Below are 18,416 nucleotides of genomic sequence, written 5' to 3'. Positions count from 1 at the left end.
CTTCGACGGCTCCTCGGAGCACGCCCCTTTAGCTCAGTCGGCAGAGCGTCTCCATGGTAAGGAGAAGGTCTACGGTTCGATTCCGTAAAGGGGCTCTGGTAGTACCCGACCTACCGGTCCTGTCGCGAGACCGGCCCGCGTGGTCATCCCGGCGGTGTAGCTCAGCCTGGTAGAGCAAGCGGCTCATAATCGCTGTGTCACCGGTTCAAGTCCGGTCACCGCTACTCCCGACGGACCCGGCAAGCCGGGTCCGTCGCCGTGTCGGCTCCCGCCGGTGCGGCAGCAGGGCCCGGATCCGGGTCCTGTCCCACAAGGCTAGGAGCGCTCCCGTGGCAGCCACCGACGTCCGTCCGAAGATCACCCTGGCCTGCCAGGAGTGCAAGAACCGCAACTACATCACCCGCAAGAACCGGCGGAACGACCCCGACCGGCTCGAGCTGATGAAGTACTGCCCGCGCGAGCGCAAGCACACGTTGCACCGCGAGACCCGCTGACGGTCCGCGGCTGCTGAGCGAGGGCGGGAGCATGGCGCTGGACCGGGCACTGGTCGGGCGCAGCTACCCGCCCTCTGCCGTCTACGAGGTGGGCCGGGCGAAGATCGCCGAGTTCGCGGCGGCGGTCGGCGCGACCGACCGGGTGCACCACGACGCCGAGGCCGCCCGTGCCGCGGGCCACGCGGACGTGATCGCACCGCCCACCTTCGCCATCGTGGTGAGCCTGGAGGCCGCGTTCGTGGTGCTCGCCGACGACGAGGTGGGCCTGGACTACAGCCGGGTGGTGCACGGTGAGCAGAAGTTCACGCACCACCGCCCGATCCGGGCCGGCGACCGGCTGGTCGCCACCACCACGATCGACGCGGCCCGCACCGTTGCCGGCAACGACCTGCTGACCGCCCGGGTGGAGCTGGCGACGGAGGCGGGCGAGGCGGTCTGCACGTCCACCTCCATGCTCGTCGCGCGGGGGCCGGCGTGACTCCCGAGGCCGGCACCGCCCTCCCCGAGCTGGTCGTCCGGGTCACCCGCGCCGACCTGGTCCGCTACGCCGGTGCCTCGGGCGACTTCAACCCGATCCACTGGAACGAGCGGGTCGCCCGCGAGGTCGGCCTGCCCGGCGTCATCGCCCACGGCATGCTCACCATGGCGCTGGCCGCCCGGGCGGTCACCGGCTGGACCGGTGACCCGGCGGCGCTGCTGGAGTACCAGGTTCGCTTCGGGCGCCCGGTCGTCGTCCCCGACGACGACCGCGGTGCGGAGCTGACCGTGCGGGGCACGGTGGCCGCGCTGCTGGAGGACGGGCGGGCGCGGGTCGACCTGACCGTCACCAGCGAGGGGGAGAAGGTCCTCTCCCTCGCCCGCGCCGTCGTCCGGCTGGGCTGAACCGGGTCCCCGCCGGCCCCGCCGCTCAGCCGGCCGTGGACAGCAGCCGCTGCAGCCGCGAGACGCCTTCGACGAGGTCGTCGTCGCCCAGCGCGTACGACATCCGGACGTAGCCCGGCGTCCCGAACGCCTCGCCCGGCACGACCGCGACCTCGGCCTGCTCCAGGATCAGCTCGGCCAGCTCGGCGCTGGTCTCCGCGGTCCGCCCGCCGATCGGCCGGCCGAGCAGGCCCTTGACCGACGGATAGGCGTAGAACGCGCCGTGCGGCTCGGGGCAGGCCACGCCGGGGATCTCGCGCAGCATCGACACGATGGTCTTCCGGCGCCGGTCGAACGCCGCCCGCATCTCGGCCACGGCCGAGAGGTCGCCGGTCAGCGCGGCGATCGCGGCCGCCTGGGAGACGTTCGCGACGTTGGAGGTCGCGTGCGACTGCAGGTTGGTCGCCGCCTTGACGACGTCGGCCGGGCCCGCGATCCACCCCACCCGCCAGCCGGTCATGGCGTAGGTCTTGGCGACCCCGTTCACCACGACGCAGCGGTCGGCGAGCTCGGGCACCAGCACCGGCATCGACGGGGCGGTGAGCCCGCCGTAGGTCAGGTGCTCGTAGATCTCGTCGGTGAGCACCCACAGGCCGGCGTCGAGGGCCCAGCGACCGATCTCCTCGACCTGCTCGGCCGGGTAGACCGCGCCCGTGGGGTTGGACGGGGAGCAGAAGAGCAGCGCCTTGGTGCGCGGGGTGCGGGCGGCCTCGAGCTGCGCCGCCGAGACCAGGTAGCCGCTCTGCTCGTCGGCCACCACCGGCACCGGGACGCCGCCGGCCAGCCGGATGGCCTCCGGGTAGGTGGTCCAGTACGGCGCCGGCAGCAGGACCTCGTCGCCGGGGTCGAGCATCGTCGCGAACGCCTCGTACACCGCCTGCTTGCCACCGTTGGTCACCAGGACCTGGGCGGGGGTGAGCTGCAGCCCGGAGTCGCGCGCGGTCTTCGCGACGATCGCCTCCTTGAGCGCGGGCAGGCCGCCGGCGGGCGTGTACCGGTGCATCGACGGCGTCCGGGCGGCGGTGATCGCGGCCTCGACGACGTAGTCCGGCGTCGGGAAGTCCGGCTCCCCCGCGCCGAAACCGATCACCGGCTTCCCGGCGGCCTTCAGCGCCTTCGCCTTCGCGTCCACGGCGAGCGTCGCGGACTCGGCGATGGCGCCGATGCGACGGGAGATGCGGCGCGCGGCGGGCGGCAGCTCGGAGGTGCGGGCGGTCTCCGGGGCGGAGGCGTCGGTCATGGGCCCATCGTGTCAAAGACCACGCCCCGGGGGCCGCCCGCCCGGTCCCGCACGGGGAACCGCACGCGGCGGTGCCCTCGCCGGGGGTGTGCCCGGTGGGACGTTGGCTCCCGGCCGCCGCGGTCCCGTACACTGGCTGCACCGGGGCCTGTTGACCCCGCCACCGGCGTGCCCCGGATCCCCTCCTGGGGCCCGGCGCCACCGTGGCGGCGAGACGCCCGGGGCCCTCCCGAGGGCACAGGGGTGTAGCTCAATTGGCAGAGCAGCGGTCTCCAAAACCGCAGGCTGCAGGTTCAAGTCCTGTCACCCCTGCCAGCACGACACGGCACGACCGACCGACGGCCCTCGCGGGAGTGGCCACCACCGACGAGGCGAGCGAGGCGCAGTGAGCGACGAGAAGCCGGGCCGCGAGGACGACGCGCGCGCCGCCTCCGACGCCGAGCTCACCGACGAGCAGCTGGACCGCGAGGCGCCGGGGGTCGACGACGCCGCCGCCCTGGAGGCCGCCGAGGACGAGGTGGCCGGCGAGGCCGAGGCCGACGAGGACAAGGTCGTCGCCGCGCCGCGGGGTGACCGGGCCACCCGTCGGCGGGGCCGGATCACGGCCGGTGGCGACGAGGACGACGAGCCCGCCACGCCCTCCCGCCGTGCCGCGCGGTCGGCCGCGACGCCGGACCGCGAGGGCACCCCGACCCGGTCCCGGGCCGCGGCGGAGCGGGCGCGCTCCGAGGAGATGCGGCCGCGCCGGTCGATCATGCGCTTCCTGCGCGAGGTGGTCGCCGAGCTGCGCAAGGTCATCTGGCCCGGCCGGCGCGAGCTGATCACCTACACCACCGTGGTGATCGTGTTCGTTGCGTTCATCGTCGCGCTGGTGGCGGGCCTCGACCTGCTCTTCGCGCAGGGCGTGCTCGCCGTCTTCGGTTGACCCGCTCCGCGCCCGAACGCCCCTGACAAGGAAGAGACCCCCGTGATCGAGCTTGCGAGATCACCGATGAGCGCAGCACCGTCGGTCACGACGCCGACGAGCGCCACCGAGGAGAAGTAGTGACCGACCCCCGCGAGCCCTTCGAGACCGACAACGCGGTCGAGGGCACAGACCTGGACGACGCCCGATTCGACGAGCGCGGCACCGCCGACGTCGAGACCGGCGCCGGCGAGGCCGGTGCCGCCGAGGGGTCCGGCGACACCGCCGACCTGGCCGCGGGTGCCGCGATCTCCGACGGCGAGGTCGCCGACGCAGCGCCGGAGATCGAGACCGGTGACCCCGCCACCCTGGCCACCGACCCGCAGGTCGCGCCCGCCGAGGACTCCGACGTCGCGGCGGAGGAGGACGAGGACCCGGTGGAGGCACTGCGCAAGGCGCTGCGCATCGCCCCCGGCGACTGGTACGTCGTCCACTCCTACGCGGGCTACGAGAACAAGGTGAAGACCAACCTCGAGGCACGCATCCAGTCCCTCGACGTGGAGGACTACATCTACCAGATCGAGGTGCCCACCGAGGAGGTCACCGAGATCAAGAACGGCAAGCGCTCGCAGGTCAACCGCAAGGTCCTGCCCGGCTACCTGCTGGTCCGGATGGAGCTCAACGACGAGTCGTGGGGCGCGGTCCGCAACACCCCCGGCGTCACCGGCTTCGTCGGCGCGACCTCCAAGCCCTCGCCGCTGACGATCGACGAGGTCGTGAAGATCCTCGCCCCGGCCACCACGCCGCAGGCGCCGCGGGCCACCGAGACCGCGACGGCGAGCACGGGCGGCGCCGCCGCTGCGCCGGCCGCCGTCGTCGACTTCGAGGTGGGCGAGTCGGTCACCGTCATGGACGGCCCCTTCGCCACGCTGCCCGCCACCATCAACGAGATCAACGCCGAGCAGCAGAAGCTGCAGGTGCTCGTCTCCATCTTCGGCCGCGAGACGCCCGTCGAGCTCTCGTTCAGCCAGGTCCAGAAGTTGTAGGACCTCGGTGCTCCCGCTGCACCGAGGCCCTGCAGCACACATCACGTAGTTCCGATCGAAGGAAGAAGTCATGCCCCCCAGGAAGCGGTTGACCGCGGTCATCAAGCTCCAGATCAACGCCGGTGCGGCCACCCCCGCGCCGCCCGTGGGTCCGGCGCTGGGCCAGCACGGCGTCAACATCATGGAGTTCTGCAAGGCGTACAACGCCGCGACCGAGTCGCAGCGCGGCAACGTCATCCCCGTGGAGATCTCGGTCTTCGAGGACCGGTCCTTCACGTTCGTCACCAAGACCCCGCCGGCGGCGCGCATGCTGCTCAAGGCGGCTGGTGTCGAGAAGGGCTCGGGCGAGCCGCACAAGACCAAGGTCGCCACGGTCACCCGTGACCAGGTCCGCGAGATCGCCACCACCAAGATGGCCGACCTCAACGCCAACTCGCTCGACCAGGCCGAGAAGATCATCGCCGGCACCGCCCGGTCGATGGGCATCACGGTCGTCTGACGCACCACCACACACAGATCGCGTGGGAGGGCCTTCGCCGGCCCGTTCACCACAGGACCGGGGCACGGACCCCGGGAGAGGAACCACCATGGCGAAGCACGGCAAGAAGTTCCGCGCAGCGGCCGAGAAGGTCGACCGCGACAACCTGTACAGCCCGCTCCAGGCCGCCTCGCTGGCCAAGGAGACGTCGACGACCGCCTACGACGCCACCGTCGAGGTCGCCATGCGCCTGGGCGTCGACCCGCGCAAGGCCGACCAGATGGTCCGCGGCACGGTCAACCTGCCGCACGGCACCGGCAAGACCGCCCGCGTCATCGTCTTCGCGACCGGTGACAAGGCCGCCGAGGCCGAGGCCGCCGGCGCCGACGTCGTGGGCTCCGACGACCTGATCGAGCGCATCCAGGGCGGCTTCCTGGACTTCGACGCCGCGATCGCGACGCCGGACCAGATGGCCAAGGTCGGTCGCATCGCCCGCATCCTCGGGCCCCGCGGCCTGATGCCGAACCCGAAGACGGGCACGGTGACCCCCGACGTCACCAAGGCCGTCAACGACATCAAGGGCGGGAAGATCAACTTCCGCGTCGACAAGCAGGCCAACCTGCACCTGGTGATCGGCAAGACGTCCTTCGACGAGGCCAAGCTGGTGGAGAACTACGCCGCCGCCCTCGACGAGGTGCTCCGCGCCAAGCCGTCCTCGGCGAAGGGCCGGTACCTCAAGAAGGTCACCATCTCCACCACCATGGGCCCGGGCATCCCGGTCGACCCGAACCGCACCCGCAACCTGACGGTGGACGAGCCCAGCGCGTAAGCAGCTCGTCGCCCGACCGGGGCCCCGTTCCGCGCCGCGGAACGGGGCCCCGCTCGTTTCGACCCCCCTGCCGAGATCCCGCGATCTCGGGGCTTCCGGGCTCGTGACGCGCCGAGACCACGTGATCTCGGCGTCTTCCACCCGGGCGGGTACCGCCTTCCCGCGCTCATCGCGTACTCTTGCTCCCGTTCCCCCCAAGACCGCTGGTCGTCGCACGTCCGCGTGCGATCGAAGGTCCCGGAGCTCCGGGCGACCCGCGCAGGAGGACGGTTCGATCGGCAGGCGTCCGCGCCCGCCCCTCGCCCCGTGCGCCCTGCGCCGGGGCGTTCCTCGTCTCCGGGCCCTCCGTCGCACGCAGTCGTGCAGCGTCCAGCAGTCGCCCGACAGACGAGAGGAGGCCCATGCCCACGCAGGCGAAGGCCGCGGTGATCGACGAGATCACCGAGCGGTTCCAGTCGTCCAGCGCGGCGGTGCTCACCGAGTACCGCGGGCTGACCGTGGCGCAGCTGACCCAGCTGCGCCGTTCCCTCGGTGAGGGCAGCAGCTACGCCGTCGTCAAGAACACCCTGACGAAGCGGGCGGCGGACTCGGTCGGGCACTCCGACCTGGCCCCGCTGCTCAACGGCCCGACCGCGATCGCCTTCATCGAGGGCGACGTCGTCGAGGCCGCCAAGGCCATCCGCGACTTCGCGCGCGCCAACCCGCTGCTCGTCGTCAAGGGCGGCGTCGTCGAGGGCCGCACCGTCGGCCCCGCCGAGGTCACCGCCCTGGCCGACGTCGAGCCGCGCGAGGTGCTGCTGGCCAAGCTGGCCGGCGCCATGAAGGGCAACCTGACCAAGGCCGCCGGGCTGTTCCAGGCCCCGCTGTCGCAGGTCGCCCGGCTCGCCGAGGCGCTCAAGGAGAAGAAGCCCGCCGAGGCCGGCGCTCCCGAAGCCGCTGCTGCTGACACCACCCCCGACGCTGACGCCGCGGACGCCGCGGCCAGCACCGACTGACCCCAGAAGGAGACACCATGGCCAAGCTGTCCACCGCGGAGCTGCTCGACGCGTTCAAGGAGATGACCCTCCTCGAGCTGTCCGACTTCGTGAAGCAGTTCGAGGAGACCTTCGAGGTCACCGCTGCTGCCCCGGTCGCCGTCGCGGCCGCCCCCGCCGCCGGTGGTGGCGGCGGCGACGCCGGTGCCGCTGCCGAGGAGCAGGACGAGTTCGACGTCATCCTCGAGAGCGCCGGCGACAAGAAGATCCAGGTCATCAAGGAGGTGCGCGGCCTGACCTCGCTCGGCCTCAAGGAGGCCAAGGACCTGGTCGACAACGCCCCGAAGCCGGTCCTGGAGAAGGTCGCCAAGGACGCCGCCGAGAAGGCCAAGGCCGCTCTCGAGGGCGCCGGCGCCACCGTCACCGTCAAGTGACCCCCTCCCCGGCCTGACCGGGGAACGCACCACCACGGCAGGGGCCGTCCTCCTTCGGGAGGACGGCCCCTGTCGCATGTCCGGGTGGTTTGCCGCCGTCCGTGGAGACCCGCGTCACCGAAACCCCGTGACACACGTAACCTTCGCCGGGCGTGATCGTTACTGACCGGTAGTGACGCGCTGGGATCCCGCCGTACGCGGGGGGATCGAGGCGCAGGGACCGCCGGGGCCGGTGCGGCGGTGCGGGGAGCCGGTGGCAGGGCCGGGACGGGAGGCAGGGGACACGTGGGCGTCGCAGTCGAGGTCTCGGGGCTGACCAAGTCGTTCGGCAGCCAGAACATCTGGAGCGACGTCACGCTCACGCTGCCGCCCGGCGAGATCTCGGTCCTGCTGGGGCCCTCGGGCACCGGCAAGTCGGTCTTCCTCAAGTCGCTGGTCGGCCTGCTGAAGCCCGAGCGCGGCTCGATCGTCATCTCCGACACCGACATCGTCCGCACCAGCGAGGCCCGCCTCTACGAGGTGCGGAAGCTCTTCGGCGTGCTGTTCCAGGACGGCGCGCTCTTCGGCTCGATGAACCTCTTCGACAACATCGCGTTCCCGCTGCGCGAGCACACGCGCAAGAGCGAGTCCGAGATCCGGCGGATCGTCCTCGAGAAGATGGACATGGTCGGGCTGCAGGGTGCCGAGGGCAAGCTCCCGGGCGAGATCTCCGGAGGCATGCGCAAGCGCGCCGGGCTCGCCCGCGCGCTGGTGCTGGACCCGGAGATCATCCTGTTCGACGAGCCGGACTCCGGGCTGGACCCGGTCCGCGTGGCCTACCTCAACCAGCTGATCGTCGACCTCAACGCCCAGATCGACGCGACGTTCCTCATCGTCACCCACGACATCGGCACCGCCCGCACGGTGCCCGACAACCTCGGCCTGCTCTTCCGCCGCCACCTGGCGATGTTCGGCCCCCGCGAGCAGCTGCTCACCTCCCAGGAGCCGGTGGTCCGCCAGTTCCTCAACGGCCGCCGCGAGGGCCCGATCGGCATGAGCGAGGAGAAGGACGTCGCCCAGGTCGAGGCGGAGATGGCGGCCCTGGAGGCGCGCGGCGGGGACCAGCACAACGGCATCGGGCCCAAGGGCGCCACGGGTGGCGACGCCGTCCCGCCGCAGCTGGACCCGTCCCCGGGGCTGCCGGAGCGCAGGGCCGTGCGCCGCAGGCAGGAGCGGGTCGCCCGCATGCTGCACACGTTCGACCCGGCCACCGCCGCGGCCATCCGCGCCTCCCTGCCCGCGGACCTGCTCGCGCAGGCCGACGCAGGGGTCTTCGGGCCGACGCCGGTCCCGGGCGGCCGGCACTGGGCGCCGGAGCCCGGCGCGACGGCACCCACGGTCGTGCTGCCCCGGGCCGGGGGCGACGGGTGACCGCCACGGGGAAGCCGGCCGCGCCGGGGCTGCTCGACGGCAGGTACTCGCCGACCCGGCCGCTGGCGGCGAGCGGCAAGCTGTTCGCCTTCGCCCTCGACGTGCTGCGGGCCATGCCGAAGCGGCCGTTCCAGGTGCGGGAGTTCATCCAGCAGACCTGGTTCGTCGCCAGCGTGACCATCCTGCCGACGGCGCTGGTGGCGATCCCCTTCGGCGCCGTCATCGCCCTGCAGCTGGGGTCGCTCACCCGGCAGCTGGGCGCCCAGTCGTTCACCGGGTCCGCCTCCGTGCTCGCGGTCCTGCGCGAGGCCAGCCCGATCGTCACCGCCCTCCTGATCGCCGGCGCCGGTGGGTCGGCCATCTGCGCGGACCTCGGCGCGCGCAAGATCCGCGACGAGATCGACGCCATGGAGGTCCTGGGCATCAGCCCGATCCAGCGCCTCGTCGTCCCCCGCGTGCTGGCCGCGATGCTGGTGGCCACGTTGCTCAACGGCCTGGTCAGCGTCGTCGGGGTGGCCGGCGGCTACTTCTTCAACGTCGTCCTGCAGGGCGGCACGCCGGGGGCCTACCTCGCCTCCTTCAGCGCCCTGGCCCAGGTGGAGGACTTCTGGTCCGGGGAGATCAAAGCGCTGGTCTTCGGGCTCATCGCCGGCATCGTCGCCGCCTACAAGGGGCTCAACGCGGGCGGCGGCCCCAAGGGCGTCGGTGACGCCGTCAACCAGGCGGTCGTCATCACCTTCCTGCTGCTGTTCGCGGTGAACTTCGTGATGACGGCGCTCTACTTCCAGTTCGTCCCCCCGAAGGGGGCGTGATGGCGCTCCTCTCACCCACCGACCGGGTCCGGATCCGGCTGCGCCGCGTGGTCACCACCGTCTACCGGCGGCCGCTGGACACCCTCGACGACCTCGGCGACCAGCTCGGCTTCTACGGGCGCGCCCTGGGCTGGGTGCCGCGCACCCTGCGGCGCTACAAGCGGGAGGTCCTCCGGCTGCTGGCCGAGGTGACGTTCGGCTCGGGCGCGCTGTCGGTGATCGGCGGGACGGTCGGCGTCATCGCCTTCCTGTCCTTCTTCACCGGCACCGAGGTCGGGCTCCAGGGCTATGCGGCGCTGGACCAGCTGGGCACCTCGGCCTTCACCGGGTTCCTCTCCGCCTACTTCAACACCCGGGAGATCGCCCCGCTGGTGGCCGGGCTGGCCCTCTCGGCCACGGTCGGCTGCGGGTTCACCGCCCAGATCGGCGCCATGCGGATCAACGAGGAGATCGACGCCCTCGAGGTGATGGGCGTGCCGTCGCTGCCCTTCCTCGTGACCACGCGCATCGTCGCCGGCTTCGTCGCCGTCATCCCGCTGTACGTGCTCGGCCTGCTCAGCAGCTACTTCGCCACGCGCACCATCACGACCCAGGCCTACGGGCAGTCGACCGGCACCTACGACCACTACTTCAACCTGTTCCTGCCGCCGCAGGACGTGTTCTGGTCGTTCCTGAAGGTCCTGGTCTTCGCGGTGGTCATCATCCTGAGCCACTGCTACTACGGCTTCCGCGCCGGCGGCGGCCCCGCCGGTGTGGGGCTGGCGGTCGGCCGGGCGGTGCGCTTCTCGATCGTCGCGGTCATGGTCATCGACCTGTTCCTGTCGCTGGCGATCTGGGGTTCCACGACGACGGTCCGGATCGCGGGGTGAGCGGGAGATGAGCACGCGCGGGGCGGTGGTCCGCCGGCGGCTGCAGGGGCTGGCCTTCCTGGTCGTGCTCGCGCTGCTGCTGGGTCTGGCCGTGGCCGCCTACCAGAAGGCGTTCACCGAGGTGGCCCGGGTGACGCTGCGGGCGGACACGGTCGGCAACCAGCTGCAGGAGGCCTCCGACGTCAAGGTGCGGGGCGTGATCGTGGGCGACGTCCGGGAGGTGCGGGCCAGCGCCGACGGCGCCGAGATCGAGCTGGCGATCCGGCCCGAGTTCCTGGAGCAGATCCCGGCCGACGTCACCGCGCGCCTGCTGCCCAAGACGCTGTTCGGCGAGCGCTTCGTCTCCCTCGAGCTGCCCGACCGGCCCAGCGCCGAGCGGCTCGCCGACGGCGACGTGATCGGCCAGGACCGCAGCGAGAACGCCATCGAGCTGCAGCGGGTCATCGACGGCCTGCTGCCGCTGCTGCAGGCGGTCGAGCCGCAGGACCTGGCCACCACGCTCGGTGCCGTCGCCGACGCGCTGCGCGGGCGGGGTGACCGGCTGGGCGCCAACCTCGCCGCCGTGGGGCAGTACGTCGGCGAGCTGAACACCGTGCTCCCGGACCTCCAGGCCGACATCACCGGGCTGGCCGACTTCGCCGACACCTACGAGTCGGCCGCCGACGACCTGCTCGCGGTGCTCGACAACCTCGCCGTGACCAGCACGACCCTGGTCGACCAGCAGGAGCAGCTGCGCCGGACCTTCACCGTCGGGCGGGCGGCCGGCGACGCCACCGCGGGCTTCCTGGAGGCCAACGAGCGGACCATCATCTCGCTCGCCGAGACCTCGCGGCCGGTGCTGGGCGTCCTCGCCGAGTACTCGCCGGTGTACCCCTGCCTGCTGGAGGGCCTCACCCGCTTCAACCCGATGATCAGCGAGGCGTTCGGCGCAGACGGCGACCCGTCGCTGAACCTGAACATCGTCGTGACCCTTCCGCCGCGCAACCCCTACGTGCCCGGCGACCAGCCCGCCTACCTCGACCGCAGCGGCCCCGACTGCCAGGGTCTGGACGACATCGACGGGCTGATCCGGGCCGCCGAGCGCGGCGAGTACTACTGCCCGACCCCGCCGGAGGACGGCGTCGACTCGGCCGACAACCCGGTGTCGGGCAACCCCACCTGCCTCGGCGGGCGCGGTCCCGACGACGTGCCCGAGGGGGCCGGCGACCCCAACCCCCGGGCCGGCAACTCCCTGCCCCACGACCTCGCCGGATCGACGGCGGAGCTGGACTTCGTGCGCAGCATCCTCGCCCACCAGACCGGGACCGGGCCCGACCAGGTCTCCGACCTCGCGGTCTCCTCGCTGGCGCCCGTCCTGCGCGGCACCCAGGTGGCGTTCCGGTGAGGGGCGCGCTGCGCGGGATGGCCGCGCCGGTGACCAAGCTGGTGGCGTTCGCGCTCGTCACCGTGCTGGCCAGCTACGTGCTGGTCAGCACGATCACCAACGCCGGCTACGGGGACCAGCGCGCGTACCGGGCGCACTTCACCGACGTCGCCGGCCTCGTCGAGGGCGACGAGGTGCGGATCGCCGGCGTCCGGGTCGGCCAGGTGACCGCCATCGGGCTGGCCGAGGGGACCGAGCGGCCCGTCGCCGAGGTGGCCCTTGAGGTCAGCGCCGACGTCCCGCTGCCGGCCGGGGTCCGGGCCACCATCCGCTACCGCAACCTGGTGGGGCAGCGCTACGTCGCGCTCCAGGAGGGGGACGGCTCGGCCGGTCGCGTCCTGGAGGAGGACGCGTTGATCCCGCTCGCGCAGACCACCCCCGCGCTGGACCTCACCACCCTGTTCGGCGGGTTCCAGCCGCTGCTGCAGGCGCTGTCGCCGGCGGACGTCAACCGGCTCTCCTTCGAGATCATCCAGGTCTTCCAGGGCGAGGGCGGCACGGTGCAGAGCCTGCTGCGGCACATCGCGTCGCTGAGCGGCTCGCTGGCGGACAAGGACGCCGTCATCGGCAGCGTCATCGACAACCTCACGACCGTCCTCGGCAGCGTCGCCGCCCGCGACGAGCAGCTGTCGGGCCTGATCGTGAGCCTGCAGCAGTTCGTCACCGGGCTGGCCGGCGACAGCCAGGCCATCTTCGACTCCCTGCAGACCGTCGACGGGCTGGCGCGGGCCACCACCGACCTGCTCGTCGACGTGCGCGCACCGCTGACCGCCGACATCCGGGGGCTGGAGGCGCTCTCGACGACCCTGGCCGACAGCGGCGAGGTGCTCGAGGACTTCCTGCAGCTCGCGCCCACCAAGCTCGACCTGGTCACCCGCACGGCGGTCAACGGCAGCTGGTTCAACTTCTTCCTCTGCGGGGCCTCGGGCAACGTCGTGCTGCCGGTGAGCAACCCCGACGGCAGCGAGAACGCGGTCGAGGTCCCGACCGGGGGCCTGCGCAACGGCGAGCGGGGGTGCGGCTGATGGCCCGCCCGTCCCGGCCCTTCCGGAGCCGAAACCCCGTGCCGATCGGCGCGGTCAGCCTGACGGTCATCGCCGTGCTGGTGCTGCTGGCGTTCAACGCGCAGTCGCTGCCGCTCGTCGGTGGCGGCACGGTCTACCGGGCGCAGTTCTCCGAGGCTGCCGGCCTGCGGCCCGACGACCCGGTCCGGGTCGCCGGCGTGAAGGTGGGCAGCGTGGAGAGCCTCGCGCTGGAGGACGGCGCGGTCACGGTCGAGTTCCGCGTCCGGGACGCGTTCGTGGGCGACCGCTCCGAGGCCGCCATCAAGATCGAGACGGTGCTCGGCGCCAAGTACCTGGCGCTCGTGCCGCGGGGGAGCGCGCCGCTGGACCCCGACGAGCGCATCCCGCTGACGCGCACCGCCGCGCCCTACGACGTCGTCGAGGCGTTCGCCGACCTCTCGACGACGGTGCAGGACCTCGACACCGCCCAGCTGGCCGGCTCGTTCGAGGTGCTGGCCGAGACCTTCGCCGAGACCCCCGACGAGGTGCGCAGCTCGCTGGAGGGGCTGGCCCGGCTGTCGGACACCATCGCCTCCCGCGACGCCCAGCTGCGGCAGCTGCTCTCGGCGACGCGGACGGTGACCGACGTGCTCGCCGACCGCAACGGCGAGTTCACCCGGCTCATCGTCGACTCGAACACGCTGCTGACCGAGGTGCAGGAACGGCGGCAGCTGATCGACGCGATCCTGACCAGCACCCAGGAGCTGTCGGCGCAGCTGTCCGGGCTGGTCGCCGACAACCGGGAGGCGCTGACGCCCGCGCTGGCGCAGCTCTCCCGGGTCACCGAGATCCTGGCGCGCAACCGGGACGACATCGCCCGGACCGTGGACCGGCTGGCGCCGTTCGTCCGGGTGTTCACCAACACCCTGGGCAACGGCCGGTGGTTCGACAGCTTCGTGGACAACCTGCTGCCCGGCGTGGTCGGCAGCATCGTGTGCGGCGGGCCGGGCGTCGTGGGCGCGCCGGTCTCCTGCCGGGAGGGGAACTGATGAGCGGCTCCCTGCAGCGCGGCGTCGCGCTCGCCGCGGCGCTGGTGCTGGTCGGCGCCCTGGGCTGGACGGTGCTCCGGCCCGCCGGTCAGTACCGGGTCACCGCGTGGTTCGGGCAGGCCGTCGGGCTCTACGCCGGCTCCGACGTCCGCATCCTCGGCATCCACGTCGGGGAGATCACCGACGTCCGGCCCGAGGGTGACCGCGTGCGCGTCGAGATGCTGATCGACGACGGCTACGCCATCCCGGCCGACGCCGACGCGGTGGTGCTCGCACCCTCGCTGGTCTCCGACCGGTACGTGCAGTTCGCCCCCGTGTACTCCGGCGGTCCGACGATGCAGGACGGCGCGGAGGTGCCCGTCGAGCGCACGGCGACCCCGGTGGAGCTCGACGCGGTCTACGGCGCGCTGGACGAGCTGGCGGTGGCGCTGGGGCCGACGGGGGCGAACGCCGACGGCGCGCTGGCTGACCTGGTCGACGTCGGCGCGGCGAACCTGCAGGGCAACGGGGACGCCCTCAACCGCACGCTGGCCGGCTTCTCGCAGGCGGTGGAGACGCTCGCCGAGAACCGCGACGGGCTGTTCGACTCGGTGGAGAACCTCCAGCGGTTCACCAGCGCGCTGGCCGGCATCGACAACCAGGTCGGGCTGTTCAACGAGAACCTGGCGGCCGTCGCGGACCTGCTCGAGGAGGAGCGCGAGGACCTCGCCACGGCGATCCAGCTGCTGTCGCAGGCGCTCGGCGAGGTCGCGGGCTTCGTCCGGGACAACACCGACCTGCTGCGCACCAACGTCGACCGGCTGGCCGACGTCACGCTGGCGCTGGTGCGGCAGCGCGACGCGCTCGCCGAGGTGCTCGACGTCGCACCCGCCGCGCTGGGCAACCTGGCGCACGCCTACAACCCCGACTACGGGACGCTGGACACGCGGGACAACTCGATGGGGGCCACCAGCCCCGAGGTCATCGTCTGCCAGATCCTGGGCGCCACCGGTCGGCTGCGGCTCGACCTCGACCTGGTGCCCGACGTGCTCACCGACCCGCTGACCCAGGGCCTCCAGCTGCCGCCGATCGAGCAGATCTGCACGCGGCTGCTCTCCGGGGACGCGGACGCCGACGGGGCCCTCGACGACGTCGACGGCAACGGGGTGAGCGACCTGCAGGAGCTGCTCACCGCGCTCTTCGGCGGCGGCTCCTCCGGCGGTCGCACCGGTGGCTCGCTCATCGGGCTGCCCGAGATCGCGGGAGCGCCGCGGTGACCCGGCCCCTGGTGCGGGTCACCGCCCTCGCCGGCAGCGTCCTGCTGCTGGCCGGTTGCGGCTTCCGCGGTGCCTACTCCCTGGACCTGCCCGGCGGGGCAGACCTCGGGGACGAGCCCTGGACCGTGCAGGTGGAGTTCCTGGACGTGCTGGACCTGGTGCCGCAGTCCGGCGTGCGCGTGGCCGACGTGCCGGTCGGCCGGGTCGAGGAGATCGAGCTGGGCGAGGACTGGACCGCCGTGGTGACGCTGTCGGTCAACGGCGACGTCGAGCTGCCGGCCAACGCCGTCGCGATGATCCAGCAGACCTCGCTGCTGGGCGAGAAGTTCGTCGAGCTGGCACCCCCCGGCGGGGAGGAGCCGCGCGGCGTGCTGGCCGACGGCGCGCGGATCGGGCTGGACCGCACCAACCGCAACGTGGAGGTCGAGGAGCTGCTCGGCGCGCTGTCGCTCGTCCTCAACGGCGGGGGGCTCACCCAGCTGCAGACGATCACCCGGGAGCTCGGGACCGCGCTGGAGGGCCGCGAGACGGCGATCCGCAGCACGCTGGAGCAGCTCGACACGTTCATCGGCGGGCTGGACGCCCAGCGGTCGGAGATCAGCCGGGCGCTGGACAGCGTGGAGGCGCTCGCCACGAGCCTGGCCGAGCGCACCGGGACCATCGAGACGGCCCTGGACACCATCGGCCCCGGCCTGGACGTGGTGAACCAGCAGCGCGACCTGCTGGTCTCGATGCTCGACAGCCTGGCCCGGCTGGGCGACGTCGGCACCCGCGTCATCGAGCAGGCGGGCGCGAACACCGTCGAGGACCTCCGGCTGCTGCAGCCGATCCTCACCCAGCTCGCCTCCGCGGGCCCGGACCTGGCCGGCTCGCTGGACCTGCTGCTCACCTACCCGTTCCCCGCCAGCTCGCTGTCGGCGCTGAACTACCGTCAGGACCTGCGCACCGGGGGCTACGGCCTGTTCACCAACATGACCGCCTCGCTGGACCTCGACCTCACCGAGGTGCTCTGCCGCTACGCCGTCGACCCGCTCACCGGGGCGCTGGAGGAGCTCGCGCCCGAGGACCCCACGGGCCAGCGGTGCGGCGTCCCGGGCACCCCGCCGGGCAACGGCTCCGGTGCGCCCGCAGGCGGCACGGGCACGGCCGACCCCGGTCGGGGGGCCGGGCCGGGTGCGCTGCTGCCGGAGGGCATCGTCGGCCGGGTGCCCGGAGAGGGCGGCCTCGTCGGCCTCCCCGACCTGCTGGGAGGCCGGCCGTGATCACCCGCACCACGAAGCTGCAGCTGACCGCCTTCGCCCTGGTGGCCGTCCTCGGGATGGCCTACCTCGGTTTCACCTACGTCGGCCTGGACCGGGTGCTGCTCGGCACGGGCTACCAGGTGGCCGCCGACTTCCGGGACTCCGGCGGGATCTTCGAGAACGCCGAGGTGACCTACCGGGGGGTCTCCGTGGGCCGGGTGACGGACATGGAGCTGGTCGAGGACGGGGTCCGCGTGACGCTCACCATCGACCCCGGCGCGGAGCCCGTCCCCGCCGACACCAGGGCCGTGGTCTCCACCCGGAGCGCGGTCGGCGAGCAGTACGTGGACCTCGTGCCGGACGACGGGGAGGGCCCCTTCCTGGAGGACGGCGCGGTCATCCCGCAGGAGCGCACCGCGATCCCGGTGCCGGTCGAGCAGTTGCTGCTCGACGTCGACGAGCTGGTCGGCTCGCTGGACCAGGAGAACCTGCGGATCGTCGTCGACGAGCTGGGCCGGGCCTTCGCCGGGGCCGGGGACGACCTCGGCCGGCTCATCGACAACGGCGACCTCCTGCTCGCCCGGGCCCAGGAGTCGCTGCCCGAGACGCTGCGGCTGATCCGTGACAGCCGGACGGTGCTGGACACCCAGGTGGCCGGTCGCTCGGCGATCCAGCAGTGGGCGGCCGACCTGCGGCTGGTGAGCGACACGCTGGTGGCCAGCGACGCCGACCTGCGCGGCCTGCTGGTGACCGCCCCCGCCGCCGGCGACGCCCTGCAGCGCCTGGTCGAGGAGGCCGGCCCCGGGCTCGGCCCGCTGATCCGCAACCTCGACGTCCTCAACCGGGTCACGATCCCGCGGCTGGACGGCGTCGAGCAGCTCCTGGTGACCTACCCGGACGTGGTCTCGGGCGGGTTCACCGTCGTGCGCGACGACGGCGGCACGATGCGGGCGCACTTCGGGTTCGTCCTGAACGCCGGCGACCCGCACGCCTGCACCAGCGGCTACGTCCCCACCGGCGCCCTGCCGGGGCCCGGCGCGGTGCAGGCGCTGGACACCGACGCGGTGCGCTGCGCGGTCGTCGACGGAGCCGACCCGAACCCGGGGGACGGCGTCGACGAGACCGGCGCCAGCATCCGCGGCGAGCAGAACATCGGGCGCTCCGGCGGCGTCGCCGGCACCGGGCCGCAGAGCGGCGGTGGCACCCGCCCACCGGTGCTGGCCGGCCTGGACGAGCTGCTCGGCGAGCTGCTGGGCGCCAGCCCGTTCGCCCGCACCGCGGCCTGACCCCACCCGTCCGGGTCGGTCGCGGTCGCGCCGCGGGCCCGGGCCCCGAGCTGACAGAGGAGGATGCGCCGGTGATCAGGAACGCCTGGCCCCGGACACCGGGGGGCGGCGGTGCGCCCGCGGCCACCGCCGACGAGGAGCCCGCGGTCCCCGCCGCCGGGACGGCTGACGCGGACCCGGCGGGCGACGGCGCGCGGGCCGCCGGGCCGGCGGTCCCGGTGGTGCCGCTGCTCGCACTCCTGCTGGCCCTGCTCGTGGCCGCGACCGTCGTCCTCTGGTCCACCCGCCCGGAGCCGTCGACGATCCGGACCGGCGACTACGTCGACGCGCTGCAGGCGGCCCGGGCGCACGTCGTGGACCTGACCTCGTTCGACCACGTCACCCTCGACGACGACATCCGCGAGATCGAGCAGGTGGCGACCGGCGAACTGGGGGAGGAGACGGTCGCCCAGCTGGAGGAGCGCCGCCAGCAGATCCTCGAGTCCGAGGCCGTCGTCAGCACCGAGGTCGTCGGCGCGGGGATCACCCGGGCCGACGCCGGCGAGGCCACGGCGCTCCTGGTCATCGAGTCGACCCAGAAGAGCAACGCCGACGAGCAGGCCCAGCTGCTGCGCTACCGGATCGAGGTAGAGCTGACCGAGGTCGACGGCCGCTGGCTGCTGTCGGCCATCCGGGGAGGGTGAGGCACCGATGAGCCAGGTACCGGCAGACCGCCCGCGCCCCACGGCGCGCCCCCGGCCCGCACC

The 18,416-nt window shown here is 73.0% G+C and carries 20 protein-coding genes and 3 tRNA genes; 22 read left to right on the top strand and 1 reads right to left on the bottom strand.

The genetic code is table 11. The features are described 5' to 3' along the window. The first annotated feature begins 22 nt into the window (after nt 1–22). The 5 genes from E9565_RS08930 (at nt 23) to E9565_RS08910 (ending at nt 1,376) form a co-directional block, all read left to right on the top strand. Nucleotides 23–95 (top strand) — tRNA-Thr (locus tag E9565_RS08930). A gap of 55 nt (nt 96–150) precedes the next feature. Further along, a tRNA-Met gene (locus tag E9565_RS08925) sits at nt 151–224 on the top strand. 105 nt (nt 225–329) lie between these two features. Then, complete coding sequence (gene rpmG / locus E9565_RS08920; protein WP_091770212.1) at nt 330–494, top strand: 50S ribosomal protein L33; 165 nt, start codon at nt 330–332, stop codon at nt 492–494. Nucleotides 495–525: 31 nt separating this feature from the next. Then, the gene (locus tag E9565_RS08915) at nt 526–972 is read left to right on the top strand and encodes a MaoC family dehydratase N-terminal domain-containing protein (protein ID WP_236826414.1); all 447 of its coding nucleotides are present in this window, start codon (nt 526–528) and stop codon (nt 970–972) included. Continuing rightward, a complete protein-coding gene (locus E9565_RS08910) occupies nt 969–1,376 on the top strand; it encodes a MaoC family dehydratase (protein WP_236826415.1) in 408 nt (135 codons plus the stop codon). Before E9565_RS08915 ends, E9565_RS08910 begins: the two co-directional genes overlap by 4 nt. A gap of 25 nt (nt 1,377–1,401) precedes the next feature. Here the strand turns inward: E9565_RS08910 and E9565_RS08905 are convergent, their stop codons facing one another. Beyond that, the gene (locus E9565_RS08905) at nt 1,402–2,655 is read right to left on the bottom strand and encodes a pyridoxal phosphate-dependent aminotransferase (RefSeq protein WP_304505746.1); all 1,254 of its coding nucleotides are present in this window, start codon (nt 2,653–2,655) and stop codon (nt 1,402–1,404) included. 239 nt (nt 2,656–2,894) lie between these two features. Between E9565_RS08905 and E9565_RS08900 the strand changes: the two genes are divergently transcribed. The 17 genes from E9565_RS08900 to E9565_RS08820 all read left to right on the top strand — a co-directional run bounded on the left by E9565_RS08900 (nt 2,895) and on the right by E9565_RS08820 (nt 18,353). Continuing rightward, nucleotides 2,895–2,970: transfer RNA gene (locus E9565_RS08900), tRNA-Trp, on the top strand. 70 nt (nt 2,971–3,040) lie between these two features. Then, nucleotides 3,041–3,580 (top strand): preprotein translocase subunit SecE, encoded by a 540-nt coding sequence (gene secE, locus E9565_RS08895; RefSeq protein ID WP_236826416.1) that lies wholly within the window; start codon nt 3,041–3,043, stop codon nt 3,578–3,580. A gap of 119 nt (nt 3,581–3,699) precedes the next feature. Beyond that, nucleotides 3,700–4,605 carry a transcription termination/antitermination protein NusG gene (gene nusG, locus E9565_RS08890; protein WP_236826417.1) on the top strand — a complete coding sequence of 302 codons (906 nt, stop codon included), beginning with the start codon at nt 3,700–3,702 and terminating at the stop codon, nt 4,603–4,605. 70 nt (nt 4,606–4,675) lie between these two features. After that, on the top strand, nt 4,676–5,104 hold the full coding sequence (rplK, locus tag E9565_RS08885) for a 50S ribosomal protein L11 (protein WP_236826418.1): 429 nt from the start codon (nt 4,676–4,678) through the stop codon (nt 5,102–5,104). Between the two features lie 88 nt (nt 5,105–5,192). Then, nucleotides 5,193–5,912 (top strand): 50S ribosomal protein L1, encoded by a 720-nt coding sequence (gene rplA, locus E9565_RS08880; protein ID WP_236826419.1) that lies wholly within the window; start codon nt 5,193–5,195, stop codon nt 5,910–5,912. Nucleotides 5,913–6,313: 401 nt separating this feature from the next. Beyond that, on the top strand, nt 6,314–6,907 hold the full coding sequence (gene rplJ / locus E9565_RS08875; RefSeq protein ID WP_091929128.1) for a 50S ribosomal protein L10: 594 nt from the start codon (nt 6,314–6,316) through the stop codon (nt 6,905–6,907). A 17-nt stretch (nt 6,908–6,924) separates the two neighbouring features. Continuing rightward, nucleotides 6,925–7,320, top strand: coding sequence for a 50S ribosomal protein L7/L12 (gene rplL / locus E9565_RS08870; protein WP_236826420.1), 396 nt, complete (start codon nt 6,925–6,927; stop codon nt 7,318–7,320). A 285-nt stretch (nt 7,321–7,605) separates the two neighbouring features. Continuing rightward, a complete protein-coding gene (locus E9565_RS08865) occupies nt 7,606–8,730 on the top strand; it encodes an ATP-binding cassette domain-containing protein (RefSeq protein WP_308113110.1) in 1,125 nt (374 codons plus the stop codon). A gap of 29 nt (nt 8,731–8,759) precedes the next feature. Then, on the top strand, nt 8,760–9,542 hold the full coding sequence (locus tag E9565_RS08860; protein WP_255725871.1) for an ABC transporter permease: 783 nt from the start codon (nt 8,760–8,762) through the stop codon (nt 9,540–9,542). Beyond that, the gene (locus E9565_RS08855; protein WP_236826422.1) at nt 9,542–10,411 is read left to right on the top strand and encodes an ABC transporter permease; all 870 of its coding nucleotides are present in this window, start codon (nt 9,542–9,544) and stop codon (nt 10,409–10,411) included. The genes E9565_RS08860 and E9565_RS08855 overlap by 1 nt, the downstream gene beginning before the upstream one ends. A 7-nt stretch (nt 10,412–10,418) precedes the next feature. Beyond that, nucleotides 10,419–11,795, top strand: a complete 1,377-nt coding sequence (locus tag E9565_RS08850; protein ID WP_236834685.1) for an MCE family protein — start codon at nt 10,419–10,421, stop codon at nt 11,793–11,795. Continuing rightward, on the top strand, nt 11,792–12,859 hold the full coding sequence (locus tag E9565_RS08845; RefSeq protein WP_236834683.1) for an MCE family protein: 1,068 nt from the start codon (nt 11,792–11,794) through the stop codon (nt 12,857–12,859). Before E9565_RS08850 ends, E9565_RS08845 begins: the two co-directional genes overlap by 4 nt. Before the next feature lie 38 nt (nt 12,860–12,897). Further along, nucleotides 12,898–13,887: an MCE family protein gene (locus E9565_RS08840; protein ID WP_236826425.1), complete on the top strand. Its 990-nt coding sequence runs from the start codon at nt 12,898–12,900 to the stop codon at nt 13,885–13,887. After that, complete coding sequence (locus E9565_RS08835) at nt 13,887–15,143, top strand: MCE family protein (RefSeq protein WP_236834681.1); 1,257 nt, start codon at nt 13,887–13,889, stop codon at nt 15,141–15,143. Before E9565_RS08840 ends, E9565_RS08835 begins: the two co-directional genes overlap by 1 nt. After that, nucleotides 15,140–16,405, top strand: coding sequence for an MCE family protein (locus E9565_RS08830; protein ID WP_236826427.1), 1,266 nt, complete (start codon nt 15,140–15,142; stop codon nt 16,403–16,405). The genes E9565_RS08835 and E9565_RS08830 overlap by 4 nt, the downstream gene beginning before the upstream one ends. Further along, a complete protein-coding gene (locus tag E9565_RS08825; protein WP_236826428.1) occupies nt 16,402–17,670 on the top strand; it encodes an MCE family protein in 1,269 nt (422 codons plus the stop codon). The genes E9565_RS08830 and E9565_RS08825 overlap by 4 nt, the downstream gene beginning before the upstream one ends. A gap of 71 nt (nt 17,671–17,741) precedes the next feature. Further along, nucleotides 17,742–18,353, top strand: a complete 612-nt coding sequence (locus E9565_RS08820; RefSeq protein WP_236826429.1) for a hypothetical protein — start codon at nt 17,742–17,744, stop codon at nt 18,351–18,353. Nucleotides 18,354–18,416: the final 63 nt, after the last annotated feature.

Source organism: Blastococcus sp. KM273129, from assembly GCF_021698995.1.
Classification (GTDB): domain Bacteria; phylum Actinomycetota; class Actinomycetes; order Mycobacteriales; family Geodermatophilaceae; genus Blastococcus.
This window is presented reverse-complemented; position numbering and strand designations above follow the sequence as displayed.